The organism is Sphingomonas sp. BK345, from assembly GCF_014193845.1.
Lineage (GTDB): Bacteria > Pseudomonadota > Alphaproteobacteria > Sphingomonadales > Sphingomonadaceae > Sphingomonas.
Genome location: NZ_JACHZX010000001.1, coordinates 1,059,118 through 1,074,061, shown reverse-complemented (window position 1 = coordinate 1,074,061; position 14,944 = coordinate 1,059,118). Strand labels below are relative to the sequence as shown.

General features: G+C 72.4%; 9 protein-coding genes. 4 read left to right on the top strand and 5 right to left on the bottom strand.

The features are described from left to right. Positions 1-19: 19 nt before the first annotated feature. Entirely contained in the window at positions 20-1,024 is a 1,005-nt protein-coding gene (locus FHY03_RS04885; RefSeq protein ID WP_183924317.1) for a low specificity L-threonine aldolase, read from the bottom strand. 327 nt (positions 1,025-1,351) lie between these two features. Between FHY03_RS04885 and FHY03_RS04880 the strand changes: the two genes are divergently transcribed. Together FHY03_RS04880 and FHY03_RS04875 are read left to right on the top strand one after the other, a co-directional pair. Continuing rightward, positions 1,352-3,100 carry a VWA domain-containing protein gene (locus FHY03_RS04880; protein ID WP_183929065.1) on the top strand — a complete coding sequence of 583 codons (1,749 nt, stop codon included), beginning with the start codon at positions 1,352-1,354 and terminating at the stop codon, positions 3,098-3,100. A gap of 145 nt (positions 3,101-3,245) precedes the next feature. Beyond that, a complete protein-coding gene (locus tag FHY03_RS04875; protein ID WP_183924313.1) occupies positions 3,246-3,821 on the top strand; it encodes an opacity protein in 576 nt (191 codons plus the stop codon). 264 nt (positions 3,822-4,085) lie between these two features. Here the strand turns inward: FHY03_RS04875 and FHY03_RS04870 are convergent, their stop codons facing one another. After that, a complete protein-coding gene (locus FHY03_RS04870) occupies positions 4,086-6,344 on the bottom strand; it encodes a transglycosylase domain-containing protein (RefSeq protein ID WP_183929063.1) in 2,259 nt (752 codons plus the stop codon). A 69-nt stretch (positions 6,345-6,413) separates the two neighbouring features. Between FHY03_RS04870 and FHY03_RS04865 the strand changes: the two genes are divergently transcribed. Together FHY03_RS04865 and FHY03_RS04860 are read left to right on the top strand one after the other, a co-directional pair. Further along, positions 6,414-7,013, top strand: a complete 600-nt coding sequence (locus FHY03_RS04865) for an NADPH-dependent FMN reductase (RefSeq protein WP_183924309.1) — start codon at positions 6,414-6,416, stop codon at positions 7,011-7,013. Between the two features lie 128 nt (positions 7,014-7,141). Further along, positions 7,142-8,569, top strand: a complete 1,428-nt coding sequence (locus FHY03_RS04860) for a methyl-accepting chemotaxis protein (RefSeq protein WP_183929061.1) — start codon at positions 7,142-7,144, stop codon at positions 8,567-8,569. A 140-nt stretch (positions 8,570-8,709) separates the two neighbouring features. Here the strand turns inward: FHY03_RS04860 and FHY03_RS04855 are convergent, their stop codons facing one another. From FHY03_RS04855 to fdhD, 3 genes are all read right to left on the bottom strand, one after another. Further along, on the bottom strand, positions 8,710-11,601 hold the full coding sequence (locus FHY03_RS04855; RefSeq protein ID WP_183929059.1) for a TonB-dependent receptor: 2,892 nt from the start codon (positions 11,599-11,601) through the stop codon (positions 8,710-8,712). A 140-nt stretch (positions 11,602-11,741) separates the two neighbouring features. Continuing rightward, positions 11,742-14,006, bottom strand: coding sequence for an FdhF/YdeP family oxidoreductase (locus FHY03_RS04850; protein WP_183929057.1), 2,265 nt, complete (start codon positions 14,004-14,006; stop codon positions 11,742-11,744). A gap of 7 nt (positions 14,007-14,013) precedes the next feature. Then, on the bottom strand, positions 14,014-14,784 hold the full coding sequence (gene fdhD, locus FHY03_RS04845; protein WP_183929056.1) for a formate dehydrogenase accessory sulfurtransferase FdhD: 771 nt from the start codon (positions 14,782-14,784) through the stop codon (positions 14,014-14,016). Positions 14,785-14,944 lie beyond the last annotated feature (160 nt).

Here is a 14,944-nt window from a genome sequence, read left to right as displayed (position 1 = left end):
GCGAGAAGTTCACCCCCCCTCACAGCGCCGCGATCGCCTCGGCGAGCGGGCGGATGGCCTCGGCGCGCTGGTCCCAGCTGATCACCAGCCGCGCCTCGCCCGGTCCCCAGTCGTAGAAGTCGAAGCCGAGCGACCGCAGCCGGGCCGCTTCCGCGGGCGTGACGCGCAGGAACACCTCGTTTGCCTCGACCGGGTGGACCAGCCGCTCCCCCGCCGCCTCGGCGAGCAGCGCCGCGCCCGCGTTGCTCGCGCGCGCGCAGTCGAGCCACAGGTCGCCGTCGAGCATGGCGAGCAGCTGCGCGGCGAGATAGCGCCCCTTGCTCAGCAGGTGCCCGGCGCGCTTGCGGCGGAACAGCGTCTCCTCCGCCAGCTCGGGGCGGAAGAAGACGAGCGCCTCGGCGTTCATCCCGCCATTCTTGACGAAGCCGAAGCTCAACGCGTCGATCCCGGCGCGCCAGGTGAGATCGGCGGGCGAGGCGCCGGTCGAGACCACCGCGTTGGCGAAGCGCGCGCCGTCCATGTGGAAGCCGAGCCCGCGCGCCGCCGCCAGCGACCCGAGCGCGGCGACCTCGGCGGGCGCGTAGACCCGGCCATATTCAGTCGCGTTGGTGATCGACAGCGCGTGCGGGCGCTGCTGGTGGACGTCGTAGCGCTGCAGGTCGAGCACCGCGGCGGCGGTCTCGGGCGTCAGCTTGGCGCCCCCGCCCTCGGCGAGCAGCAGCTTGGCGCCATGGGTGAAGAACTCGGGCGCGCCGCACTCGTCATTCTGGATGTGCGACTCGCGGTGGCACAGCACCGCGCCGTGCGGCGGGCACAGCGCCGCGAGCGCGAGGCAGTTGGCGGCGGTGCCGCTCGGCACCCACAGCACGCGCAGCGTCTCGGTCTCGAACAGCGCGGCGAAGCGCGCGTCGAGCGCCTTGGACCAGCGATCGCCGTCATAGGCGGTGTCGAGCCGGTCGGCATCGGCGAGGGCGCGCAGCACGGCGGGGTGAACCGGCGCGGCATTGTCGGAGAAGAAGCGCATGGTCAGTGCCTTCGGTCAGCCAAGCGGGGCGGTCAAGGTGGTGCCGGCGCGCGCGAATGTTGCGAATGTTGAGTCGCTGGCGTGTGTCGGGCGGGGAACGAGCGGGCGCGGACGGCGGCGCAGCGGAGTGCAGAGATGGTGGAGCATGCGACGGGGAATGGCATGAGCCTGGGCGTGTAGGACAGCGTCGCACGAAGATCTCGGTCGCGCGGCAGAGGCGGCGCCTGCGAGGCACGGCATCTGACCCACAGCGGTGGCGATCGCCGGCGGGGCGGCTTGTGCGGGCGGAACCGGGCTGTCACGCTGACGGCCAAAAGGGAGAAGGTCATGTCGGGTCGCACCGTCATCGGATCGCTGGTCAGCGCCGCGCTGCTGGTCGGGGCGGCGCTGCCGCGGGAGCCGGCGCGTGCCGCGACCGTGGCACGATCGCCGGTGCGCTGCACCCCGGCGGGCGAGCGATCCTGGGCCGCGTCGGGCGCGATCGTCACCGCCGGCGTGCCGACGCCGCCTCCGGTGTTCGCGCCGGGTGCGCCTCCGCCTCCGCCTCCGCCCCCGCCACCTCCACCTCCACCTCCGCCGCCACCTCCGCCCCAGCTTGGCAGCGCGCCCGCCGCGCCGCCGGCGCCCGGCTACACCGCCTCCGCCGTCGTCGCGCCGTCTGCCCCGTACGGCTCCGCCGCGAATCGCGAGCGCTACGAGGGTCGCGCCGTCGCCGCTGTGATGGACACCGCCACCGCGCCGGTCTCCACCTTCGCGATCGACGTCGACACCGGCGCCTATGCCAACGTCCGCCGCCTGCTCAACCAGGGCGCGACCGTGCCGCCCGAGGCGGTGCGGACCGAGGAGCTGATCAACTATTTCCGCTACGACTATCCGCGCTCGACCACGCCGGGGCAGCCGTTCAGCATCACCACCGACGTCGCGGTGACGCCGTGGAACCCGGCGACGCGGCTGCTGCGCGTCGGGTTACGCGGCGACGATCGCACCGCCGCCGCGCGTCCGCCGGCCAACCTCGTCTTCCTCGTCGACACCTCGGGTTCGATGGCGGAACCGGACAAGCTGCCGCTGGTGAAGACGGCATTGCGCGGGTTGGCGGAGCGGCTGCGCCCGGACGACCGCGTCGCGATCGTCGCCTATGCCGGCAGCGCCGGGATCGTGCTCGAGCCCACCGCGGACAAGCGCTTCGTCGAGGCGGCGCTCGCCTGCCTCGAGGCCGGCGGCTCGACTGCGGGCGGGCAGGGGATCGAGCTCGCTTATGCCACCGCGCGCGCGCACTTCCGCAAGGGCGGGATCAATCGCATCATCCTCGCCACCGACGGCGACTTCAACGTCGGCATCAGCGACACGCGCGCGCTGGAGGAACTGGTCAAGCGCCGCCGCGACGAGGGTATCACGCTGACCACGCTCGGCTTCGGCTCCGGCAACTACAATGACGCGATGATGGAGCGGATCGCCGACGTCGGGAACGGCAATTACGCCTATATCGACAATGCCATGGAGGCGCAGAAGGTGCTCGGCGACGAGCTCTCCGCCACGCTGGTGACGATCGCCAAGGACGTGAAGGTCCAGGTCGAGTTCAACCCGGCGCAGATCAGCCAGTATCGCCTGATCGGCTATGAGAACCGTGCGCTGCGCGAGGAGGATTTCCGCAACGACTCGGTTGACGCCGGCGACATGGGCGCGGGGCATCAGGTCACCGCGCTCTACGAGGTGGTGCCCGCCGGCACGCCGGGCTGGACCGCGCCGCACCGCTACGCCGCTCCTGCCGCCGGCGCCGCGGCGGGAGCGCGCGGCGGTGAGGCCTGTTACGTGCGGCTGCGCTACAAGGACCCGGACGGCACGCGCTCGCGCGAGCTGGCACGCGCGGTGCCGGCGCGCGCGCTCGCCGCGGCGTTGCCCGCGCGCGGCGACATGGCCTTCGTCGCCGCGGTCGCGGCCTATGGGCAGAAGCTGCGCGGCGACACGCTGCTCGGCGACTTCACCTTCGCCGACGCGCAGCGCCTCGCCGGGCGGCAGGAGGATTATTGGCGGCAGGAGTTCGTCCGCCTCGCCGGGCTCGCCGCCGCGGCGCGCTAGGCCGGCGCTCTGAGGAGCGGCAGCACGGGCGTGGCCGATCGGCCACACCGACGGTTTTTTCCAATTTCGTCGGACCTGCCGCGGCGGCGACCCGTTCGACCGGGTGAGGCGCCGATGGATCGCGCCTCTCTCACGAAGGTATCTCATGAAGACGTTGCTTCTGGCAGCCGTTGCTGCCGCTTTCCTCGTTCCCGCGGCCGCTCAGGCGCAGGACACCACCAGCGACGGGTCGCGCGCGTTCGGTATCGACCCGTATGTCGGCGTGATGGGCGGCTACGAGGGGTTCGAGAGCGATCCCGGTCACGGCATTCCCTATAACGCGCCGGGCAACCGTCTGAAGGGCGGGCTGGTCGAGGGCGTGGCGGGCGTCAACGTGCCGCTTGGTTCGTTCTTCGTCGGCGTCGAGGGCAACGCCGCCAAGGGCTTCACCGGCGATATCGACTGGGAATATGGCGTCCACGGCCGCGCCGGCGTGCGCGCGGGCGAGACCGGGCTGGTCTACGGCAAGGTCGGCTACCAGTGGGTCAATTTCGACCGCTACGGCTCGAACAGCGGTGACTATGGCCGCATGTCCTACGGCATCGGCGGCGAGTTCGGGCCGTCGGCGATCGGCCTCGACGGGCTGGTGAAGAAGGAGGGCGTGCGCTTCCGCGCCGAGATCTCGACGCGCGGCGACTTCGAGACGGTGCGCCCGATGGCCGGCGTGATCGCGCACTTCTGAGGCGTGCGTGCCGCCCCCGCGCGCGTGCTGTCGCGCGTGGGGGCGGCTCACGCGGAGGTGCGGAGGCGCAAAGAGGGCGCGCCTGCCGCGACGGCTGCTCGTCACCTGCATGACGGCCCTGACGCACGATGGCCCTGCGCCTCTGCGCAGATCCTTCAGCCCGTCTTCGCGTTTCGCGTGAACAAGATGCTGGAGAGCCGCTGACGCGGCGAACTGCGTCTCAGCGCCCCCGCGCCTCCGCGTGCATCTCCACCAAGCCCTCGGTCAGAACGCGCCCGGTCCGCCATCCTCCTCGAAGCCGTCGCCGCCTTCCCCGCCGCCGCGCTCGCCGCGACCCTCGTCTAGGCGCCGCCGCTCGGGCAGGCGCTCGCCGGGCGCGGGCGGGCGGGGCAGCTCGATGCCCATCTCGCGCAGCCGGTCGAGCGCGTCCTCGATCCGCGGCTGCGCGCCGTCGATCGCGCGGCCGACCTCGCCGCCCAGGTCGACGCCCATCTGGTCGAGCATGTTGCCCGGGTCGATCGGCGCCGCCGCTTCGTCCTCCACCGGCGCCACCGCGACCGGGATGTGCAGCGCCGACATCATGAACTGGCGCCAGATCTGCGCCGGGATGCCGCCGCCGTGCAGCCCCGGGTTGGGCGCGCTGTCGTCGCGCCCGACCCACACGCCCACCACCAGGTCGCCGGCGAAGCCGATGAACCAGCCGTCGCGGCCGCCCTGGCTCGTCCCGGTCTTGCCGAAGGCGCTGACCGGCAGATTGGCGCCGCGTCCGGTGCCGCGGATCGACGAGCCCAGCAAGGTGCGCATCTCGTCGCGGATCGTGGCGGGCATGGCGGTGTCGCGCCCAGCGATTGCCTCGTACCAGCTCGCGCCGCGCCCGCCCTCGACGCCGCGCGGCACCACCGGGTAGCGCCCGCTCGCCACCGCGGCATAGGCGCCGGTCAGCTCGAGCAGCGACACCTCGGAGGTGCCCAGCCCGATCGTCGCCTCGTTGGCGATCGGCGTGGTGATGCCGAGATCGCGCGCGGCACGGATCACGTTGCGCACGCCGACCTGCTGCGTCAGCCGCGCCGCCACCACGTTGGAGGAGCGTGCGAAGGCGCGCTGCAGCGTGATCGGGCCGAGGTAGCGGCCGTCGTCGTTGCGCGGCTTCCATCCCGCGATCTCGACCGGCGTGTCGTCCATCACCGTCGCGGGAGTCAGGCCCGAGCGCATCGCGGCGAGATAGACGAACAGCTTGAAGGTCGAGCCCGGCTGGCGCTTGGCCTGGACCGCGCGGTTGAATGCGCTGGCGCCGTAATCCTTGCCGCCGACCATCGCGACAACGGTGCCGTCGGGCTTCATCGCCACCAGCGCCGCCTGCATGCCGCGCAGCGTCGCCTGGCGCACGACGCGCTCGGCGGTGCGCTGGAAGCCGCGATCGAGCGTGGTGCGCACGGTGGCCTCGGTGCCCGACTCGCCCGCCACCTCGCGCGCCGAGGGCAGCACCCAGTCGGCGAAATAGGTGCCGGTCGGCAGCGTCTCAGGCCGCTCGGCGAGCACGCGCTGCGGCTGCACCCGGGCGGCCTCGTCCTGCGACAGGAAGCCGGCGTCGACCATCGCGCCGACCACCACCGCCTGGCGCGCGCGAGCGCCCTTGAGGTTGCCGGTCGGCGCCAGCCGCGACGGCGCCTTGACCAGCCCGGCCAGCATCGCCGCCTGCCCGACGTTGAGCTGCATCGGGGTGCGCCCGAAATAATGCTTCGACGCCGCGGTGATGCCGTAGACGTTGTCGCCGAAATAGACGTTGGAGAGATAGCGCGAGAGGATCTCGTCCTTGCTCAGCCACGCCTCCAGCCAGAAGGCGATCATCGCCTCGCGCAGCTTGCGCGCGGCGGTGCGGTCCGAGTCGAGGAAGGCGTTCTTGGCGAGTTGCTGCGTGATCGTCGAGCCGCCCTGGCGCACCCCGCCCGAGCCGAGATTGGCCCAGGCCGCGCGCGCGATGCCGCGCGGGTCGACGCCCCAGTGCGAGTAGAAGCGGCGGTCCTCGATCGCGAGGAACGCCTCGCGCACGTGCGCGGGCAGCTTGGCGGCGTCGACGGGCGCGCCGATGATCGCGCCGCGCCGCGCGATCGGCGTGCCGTCCGCGGCGGTGAGCGTGATCGAGGGCGGCGTCGGCGGCTTGAGCGAGCGCGACAGGGGCGCCGTCACCGCGAGCCAGATCACCGCCACCACGAACAGCATGATGAACGCCGCCGCGCCGCGCACCAGCCAGCGCCCCCAGCGCACGCGCCGCCACCATGGCCGCGGCGGCGGCAGCGGATCGGGCCAGCGCCGCCGCTCCTGCTGCCAGAAGCCGCCGTCGTCGCGCGAGGGTTCGTCCCACGGGCGCTCGTCGCGCGGTGGAGGCGGCGGCGGCGGGGCGCGATCGTCACGCCACGGATCGAAGGAGGGGAGCGGCGCGCCGTGCTCGTCGCTCACCGCGCCGGGCGAGTCGCCGCGCGTGTGATGGTAGCGGACGCGGCCGGGTTCGTAGGGGGGGCGCATGCTGCGAAGTGTCTTACAGCGATATGACAGTTGTCGCAAGGCGCGACCGCGTGCCATGAGGTCGCCAGCATGAGCGAGGAAGCGACAGGCGCGGGCGCGCCACTGGTGGTCGGGATCGGTGGTACGATCGGCGGCATCTCATCGACCGAGCGCGCGCTGCGCGTCGCGCTCGACGCCGCGCGCGAGGAGGGATTCCGCACGCGGCTGTTCGGCGGCGAGGACATGGCGCGGCTGCCGCTCTACGACCCGCGCGCGACCAGCCGCACGCCCGAGGAGCAGGCCTTCGTCGAGTCGGTGCGCCAGGCCTCGGCGGTGATCATCGCCAGCCCGGGCTATCACGGCAGCATCTCGGGCGTGGTCAAGAACGCGCTCGACCTGCTCGAGGAGACCGCGCGCGACCGGCGCCCGTATCTGGCCGACCTGCCGGTAGGGCTGATCGCCACCGCCTATGGCTGGCAGGCGACCGGCTCGACGATCGCGGCGCTGCGCTCGATCGTCCACGCGCTGCGCGGCTGGCCGACGCCGTTCGCCGCGGCGATCAACACCCAGCTCACCAAGTTCGACGACGCCGGCGGGGTCAGCGACCCGGCGGTGCGCGAGCAACTGCGGCTGATCGGGCGGCAGGTCGCGCGCTTCGCGCCGCTCGCCGGCGCGGTGCCGGCGGAGTGAATTACCACCGCCATGGATGTTATACTTTGTTGGTGAGCACAGTCACTTAGCGGAATCTTAGCCGTGTCGGGCGCAGGGTGGCCTCCTCGGCCGCTCATCTCGTTCGGCCGTCAGCGGGGGCGGCCCGGATGGTCGAGTGGTTCGGTCGGCACGCGCCGATTCGCGTGAAGTTCAAGGTCCTGACCTTGGTATATCTGGTGCTGTCGGGCGCCATCGCGGGGTGCGCCGCTTACGGCGTGCTCGCCGGCGCCGCGGCCGATCCGCGCCTCGTGATCGGCGGCGCGCTCGCCGGGGTGGTCGCCGTCGTCGCGGTGACGCTGATCGCCGCGCGGCTGATCTGCACGCCGTACGTCGAGACCGTGGTGCGGATGGAGGGGCTCGCCGCGGGCGACCTCGACAGCCCGGTCGATCACACCGCCAACCGCGACTGCGTCGGCCGCATGACCAAGGCGATGGCGATCTTCCGCGAGAGCTCGCTCGCCGCGCGCGAATGCGACACGCAGCGCCAGATGGCGTTGGCGATGGGCGAGGGGCTCGGCCGCCTCGCCGCGGGCGACCTCACCGCGCGGATCGAGGCCGAGCTCAGCGGGCCGTTCCTCAAGCTCAAGCACGACTTCAACGACGCCGTGACCGCGTTGCAGGCGACGATGAGCTCGGTCGCCCAGGTGTCCGAGGGCATCCACCGCGGCGCGGGCGAGATCAGCGCGGCGTCGGACGACCTGTCGCAGCGCACCGAGCAGCAGGCCGCGAGCCTGGAGGAGACCGCGGCGGCGATGGAGCAGATCACCGCCACCGTCCGCGAGACCGCGTCGGGCGCCGGCCGCGCCAACCAGATCGTCGGCGTCGCCCGTGCCGAGGCGGAGGAATCGGGCGCGGTGGTGCGTCGCGCGGTCGAGGCGATGGCGGGGATCGAGCGGACCTCGTCGGAGATCTCCGACATCATCGCGGTGATCGACGCGATCGCTTTCCAGACGAACCTGCTCGCGCTCAACGCGGGCGTCGAAGCGGCGCGCGCCGGGGACGCCGGCAAGGGCTTCGCGGTGGTCGCCTCCGAGGTGCGCGCGCTGGCGCAGCGCTCGGCCGAGGCCGCCAAGGACGTCAAGCAGCGCATCACCGCCTCGGTCGAGACGGTCGACGCCGGGGTCGCGCTGGTCAGCGAGACGGGTCGCTCGCTCGAGCGGATCATCGGTCGCATCGGCGAGATCAGCACCTTGGTGTCCGACATCTCCGGCTCGGCCGAGCAGCAGTCGCAGGGCCTCCAGCAGGTCAACACCGCCGTCGGCGAGATGGATGGCGTGACCCAGCGCAACGCCGCGATGGTGGAAGAGGCCACCGCGGCGGCGCGCAACCTGGCGGGCGAGGCGGACACGCTCGCCGCCGAGATCGCGCGCTTCACGCTCGGCGGTGCGCCGGTGGCGGCGCCGCGCGCGACCGTTCGCGCGCTGCCGACGCGCGCGGCCAGCCCGGCGCCGGCGCCGGTGCGTCGGCACGCGCCGGTCGCTCGGCGCGGTAGCGCGGCGGTCGCGGTGGCGGAGGACGACTGGTCATCGTTCTGAGCCTCGCCGCGGTGCTCCTGCGCACGCAGGAGCCCACGGGCTCTGGCGTGACGCTCTAGGCTCCGGCGTGCGCAGGAGCACCGCGCGCTTTCCTGATCCAAGCGGGCGCGGGGTGGGTTCGCCCCGCGATCACCACCCCGTTAATAGAACAACTTCCGCAACGACAGCCGCACGGTGCGCCCGATCGGGTCGAGATAGCCCGGCTGGAAGCCGATCGGCACCTCGCCGGCCTGGTCGGTGACTCGCTGGCGCGTGTTGAACAGGTTGTCGAGCTGCAGGCTGACGCGCGCGCCGCGCATCCAGGGGTGCGCGCGGACCCAGTCGATCCGGCCGCCCAGGTCGGCGAAGAGGCGCAGGTTGGCGGTGGCGATGCTGCCGAAGTCGAGCGTCTCCGGGGCCGCCGCGGTCCCGCCGTTGACGCGCGTGGCGCTCTGGTAATTGACCGAGATCCGCGCGCCGAGGCCGTTGTTGGTATAGCCGGCCTGGCCCTCGAGCTCGTGACGGGGCTGGCCGCCGGCGCTGCCGATCGCGTCGCCGTCGAGCAGGTTCAGCACCGGGCCGCTGTCCGCGACCGTGACCCGCTCTGTGAGATGCCAGGTGTGGTAGAGCGCGAACTGGAGCCGGCCGCCCGCCTGCGCGCCGCCGCCGCGCCCGAACCGCCCGAAGCCGCCGCCGCCTGGGCCGCCGCCCCCCGGACCGCCGCCAGCTCCCGACCCGCCGGGCGCGGTGCCGCTGCCGGCCGCGGGCGGCGCGCCGTCGCCGCCGCGCGCGGCGCTGCCGTCGGGCCGGGTGCGGTCGCCCGCTCCCTCGCGGCCGCCGCCCTCGCCGCCGCGCCGCTCGCCCGGCGGGCGCATGCCGGCGAAGGGATTGGGCCCGGTGCCGGCGCGGAACGCCTCCAGCTCCTTCTGGATCTTCGACTTGAGCCGGAACGACAGGTTGACGCCGTAGCGCAGCTGCGACGTCTCGCGACGCGCGAAGTTGATCGGGCGCGTGTCGATGCGCAGCAGATTGCCCTCGGCGTCGCGCGTGTAGCGATCGGGGAAGGCCGCCTCGATCGCCGCGGTGGCGCTGGGGAAGCTGGCGATCGGGTCGTCGGTCGTCTGGCGGGTGTAGTCGGCGCGGAAGCGGATGTCGCGCGCGCTCCACGGCCTGACGTCGAGCCCGACCTTGAGCGCGTGGCGCTCGTCCCGCACCAGCAGCGGGTTGCCGCCGGTCACCGTCGTCACCGTCGCGGTGGTGCCGCGGACATAGTCGAACACGCGCACGCCGGGGGTCGACACCACCGGGTTGCCGAGCTGCGCCGCGGTCGGCGCCTCGGCCTGGTCGGTCACCGAGGCGAGCAGCCGCACCGCCTCGATCGGGCGCCAGTTCGCGCCATAGCCATAGGTCCACAAGGTGCCGAAGTCGGAGACGCGGTCCGCCGCGACATTGCCGTTGAGCGAGAGATTGCCGAGGAAGGCCAGCACGCCCTCGGCGCGGCTGGCGATCGGCAGGTCGAGGTTGAGCTGGGTCGAGGCCAGGTCGCGCCCGATGTCGGCCGCGACCGGCGTGCCGAAGCGCACCGAGCGGCTCGAGAAGTCGCTCGTCGAGGCGCCGATGCGCAGGCTGGCGTTGGCGTCGCCCGCGGGCAGCGCGAACAGCGGCCCGCTCGCCAGCGCGTCGAGCCCCGCGGTGGTCGCGGTCGAGCGCGCGCTGTTGTCGGCCGAGCGGCCGAGCGTGAGCGGGCCATAGGGGTTCGCCGCCGGATCGAGTGCGTCGAGCCGCGCCTGGAAGGCGGCGGTGTCGAGTCCGGTCTGGGTGACGGTGTCGCTGGTGTCGCGGTCGACGTTGCCGGTCAGCGACCAGCGCCACCGTCCCTTGTCGCCGTTGAGCGTGCCGCCGAGATGGAGCTGCGTCGTTTCGACCTGCTGCCTCAGCGGCGCGATCGAGTCGGAGGCGCGCGTCAGCGTCACCGGTACCGCGAAGGGCGAGAAGGGGCTGCCCACCGGCAGCGCGAGGTCGAGCTCGGCGAGGCCACGCAGCGACTCGGTGCGGCTGTGATCGACCGTGGCGTTGAGCGTCGCCGCGACGTTGCCGAAGATCGTCGTGGCGTAGGTGCCGTTGGCGGAGAAGGTGCGCTCCTGCGGCAGCAGCGTGCGATAGGCCGACTGGTCGGTGGTGTTGCGCGTCGCGCTGAACTCGCCGAGCAGCGGCGCGCGCGTGGCGGCGATTGCGGGAACGCCGAGCGAGGTGGCGGTGCCGAACAGCGGGTCGATCGCGACTCGTCCGCGGGTGGCGACATTGCCCCCGATCGCCGCGGTGTTGGGCGAGGGCAGGATGTCGCGCTCGGCCTCGGTGAGCGAGTCGGCGTGGTTATATTCGAGATGGAGGTTGATGCGGCCCTGCTCGCGGATACGCAGCAGGTCGAGCTCGCCGCCGGGCGCGTTGCGCCCGCCCTCGGTGGCGAGCCGGTCCTCGATTTCGGTGGTGACCGCGCGGAAGCGGCGGCGCAGCACGAAGTTCACCACGCGCTGGTCGGCGCGATAGCCGTATTTGAGCGCGACCTCCTCGGGCAGGATGTCGACGCGCGCGATCGCCTCGGTCGGCAGGTCGCGGATCTCCTGGAAGCCCGAGATCCGCCGACCGTTGAGCAGCACCACCGGGGCGCCGCCGGCGCCGCGGCCCGAGCGGGTCTGCGGGCTGAGCTCGTTGAGCAGCTCGGTCACCGAGCTGACGCCGTAGCTGCGGATGTCGGCGGGGGAGAGCTGCTCCTCGGGGGTGATGTCGCCGACCACCGCGCCGCGCTGGGTCCGGGCGCCGGTGACGACGATGTCGGCGGGTTCGTCCTCGTTCTCGGCGGGGTCGTCGGCCGGCGCGGTGGCGGGGGTGGCCTGGCTCGACTGAGCGGCGGTGGCGGCGCCGGGCGCTGGGGTGGCGGCGGCGCTGCCGGTCGGCGCGACCGTGCCGGGCAGGTCGCGCTGCGCCGGCTGCTGCGCCGCCGCGGGCGCGGCCATCGGGGCGGCGGACGCCAGCAGAAGGTAGATCACGCGCATCACTCGCTCCCTGCCGGCGATATCGGGCCGGACGAGCGCGCTACGGCGGGTTTGTCGCACAATTATGCCGGGCGGGGTTGGTGTGGATGGTGTTGAGCGCGGCGGGATAACGATCCTCCCCTGAAAGGAGAGGATCTTCTCTACCCCACGATCCGCACCGGCACCGACTTGGCCGCGGGCACGTGGCTCTCCTCGGCGTGGTGCGCGAGCGCGATCAGCGGGTTGCACTCGGGATAATAGGCCGCGATGCAGCCCGGCGGCACGTCATATTCCACCACGATCAGGTCGCCGACGCGGCGCTCGTGATTGTCGCCCGCGTCGCTCGCCAGCGTCACCTTGGCACCCGCGGTGAGCCCGGCGCGCGCGATGTCGTCGCGGTTCATCAGCACCACCTGGCGCGTACCGTTGATGCCGCGGAAACGGTCCGAATAGCCGTAGATCGTGGTGTTGAACTGGTCGTTCGAGCGCAGCGTCAGCAAGCGGTAGCGCCCGTCGCTGTCGGTGAAGCCGGTGGCGTTGAGCACGTCGGGCACCAGGAACTCGGCCTTGCCGCTCTCCGTCTCGAAGACGCGCTCGGCGGCCTTGTTGCCCTTCCAGAAGCCGCCCTTCTCCTGGCGCAGCCGCTCGTTGAAGCGCGCGAAGAAATGCGGGATGGCCTTGGCGATCTCGTCGCGCACCAGCGCATAGTCGCCGACCCAGGCGTCCCAGTCGATCGCGGGGTTGGGCGGGAGCAGCGCCTTGGCGATGCCCGCGACGATCGCTGGCTCGGAGAGAAGGTGCGGGCTCGCCGGGTCGACCTTCCCGAGCGACGGGTGGATCACGCTGGTCGAATCCTCCATCGTCACGCGCTGGGGGCCGCTCGCCTGCAGGTCGCGCTCGATCCGGCCGAGGCAGGGCAGCAGCCAGGTCTCGCCCGCGGCGGGGATGAGGTGGCTGCGGTTGAGCTTGGTGGCGATCTGCACCGAGAGATCCAGGTTCGCCCAACCCTCCTCGAGCAGCTCGGTCTCGGGCGCGGCGCGGACGAAATTGCCGCCGAGCGAGACGAACGCCTTCACCGTGCCGTCGATGACGCCGGCGCACGCCTCGACGGTGTCGAGCCCCTTCTCGGTCGGCGGATCGAAACCGTAGAGTTCCTTGAGCTTCTCGACCGGCGCGAGCTCGGTCTTCTCGGTGATGCCGACGGTGCGCTGGCCCTGGACGTTGCTGTGCCCGCGCACCGGACACGGCCCCGCGCCGGGCTTGCCGATGTTGCCGCGGAGCAGCAGCAGGTTGACCAGCATGCGGACGTTGTCGACGCCCTTGACGTGCTGGGTCAGGCCCATGCCGTAGATCGCCATCGTCGCGGTGGAGCGCGCATAGGCCTCGGCGGCCTGCTCGAGCGCGGCGCGGGTCAGCCCCGATTCGCGCTCGATCTCGTCCCAGCCGGTCGCCCGCGCGCGCGCCTCGAAGGCGGCGTAATCGTGCGTGTGCGCCGTCACGAACTCGTGGTCGACATGGCCGTTCTCGATCACCCATTTGGCGATCCCCATCATCGCCGCGAGATCGCCGCCCGCCTTCACCTGGTGGTATTGCGTCGCGATCGGCGTCTCGCTGCGCGTCGCCATCTCGACCGGATTCTGCGGGTCGGTGAAGCGCTCCAGCCCGCGCTCGCGCAGGGGATTGAACACGATGATCTGCGCCCCGCGCTTGTGCACCGCGCGGAGCTGGTGGAGCATCCGCGGGCTGTTGGTGGCGACGTTCTGGCCGAAGTGCAGGATGCAGTCGGTGTGGTCGAAGTCTTCCAGCGTGGTGGTGCCGACCGGCACGCCGATCGCCGCCTTGAGCCCGACCGAGGTGGATTCATGGCACATGTTGGAGCTGTCGGGCAGGTTCTGGTTGCCGTACAGCCGCGCCATCAGCTGGTACATGTACGAGGTCTCGAGGCTGGCGCGGCCCGAGGCGTAGAACACCACCGAGCGCGGCGCGAGCGCCTTGAGCCGCGCCCCGATCGCGGCGAAGGCCTCCTCCCACGGCGCGACGACGTAGCGGTCGGTCGCGCGGTCGTACCTCATCGGGTGCGTCAGCCTTCCGGCTTCCTCCAGCCGATAGTCGCTCCAGCCGCGCAGTTCCGTCAGCGCATGGGCGCGGAAGAAGTCGGGGGTGACGCGCTGGCTGGTGATCTCCCAGGCGGTCGCCTTGGCGCCGTTCTCGCAGAATTCGGCGACGCTGGGCGGGTTGGGCTTGGACCAGGCGCAGCTGACGCACATGAAGCCGTCGGGCTTGTTCTGGCGCGTCAGCTCGGCGGTGGTGACCGCCACGTTCTTCTCGCGCGGGACGATGTCCGCCAGTGAGCGCATCGAGCCCCAGCCGCCCGCCGGGCCGTCATAGGGGGTGAAATCAGGGCGATCGTCGTGCTGCTTGGTCATGCGCGTCCTAACGCGTGGGATCCGAAAAGAGCACCGCATCCGAGCGCGCGAGCGAGACGAGCGTCAGCCCCGCCGCGGCGGCGCGGTCGAGCGCCAGGCTGGTCGCCGCCGACACCGTTACCAGCGTCGCGCAGCCCGCCAGCGCGGCCTTCTCGACCAGCTCGTAGGAGCAGCGCGACGACAGCAAAGCGAAGCCGTCGTCCCACGCCAGCCCGCCGCGCGCCATCGCGCCGATCAGCTTGTCGAAGGCATTGTGGCGGCCGACGTCCTCGCGCGCGAGCCGGATCGCACCCGCGGCATCGCACAGCATCGCGGCGTGCGCGGCACCGGTGGCGCGGTTGAGCGGCTGATGGTCGCGCATCGCCGCGAGCGCGGCGAAGATCGCCGTGGGCGCGACCGGTGCGCCGGTGACGTGCGGCAGCGCGCGGTGGACCGCGTCGAGATTGTCCATCCCGCACAGCCCGCACGAGCTGTCGCTGGCGCGGCGGCGCACCCGGTCGGCGACCGCGGCGGCGCGCGCGGGCGGCACCGCGAGCCGGGCGATCACGCCCTGCGCGGTCTCGACGAGGTCCAGCTCCGCGATCTCGTCCGCCGCCGCGACGATCCGCTCGGACAGCGCGAAGCCGGTGGCGAAGTCGGCGAGGTCGTCGGGAGTCGCCATCATCACCGCATAGCCGAGGCCGTTGACCTCGATCGCCACCGGATGCTCGGCGATCACCGCCCGGCGATGCGGGGCGGCGGTGCCGTCGGCGGCGACGCGGCGGAAGTCACGGTCCATCGGCGATCCCATGCCGCAGCCGCCGGCGCGGCGCCAGCGCGCGGGCAGCGGCGCTCGGCCGCCGCGCGTCGTGTTGACCTAAGTAGTACTGATTCTTTTCGAGTCGCGTCGCTCTTTGTGACGAATGTTGGTGCATCGCGACCAGATGAGCGCACAATGC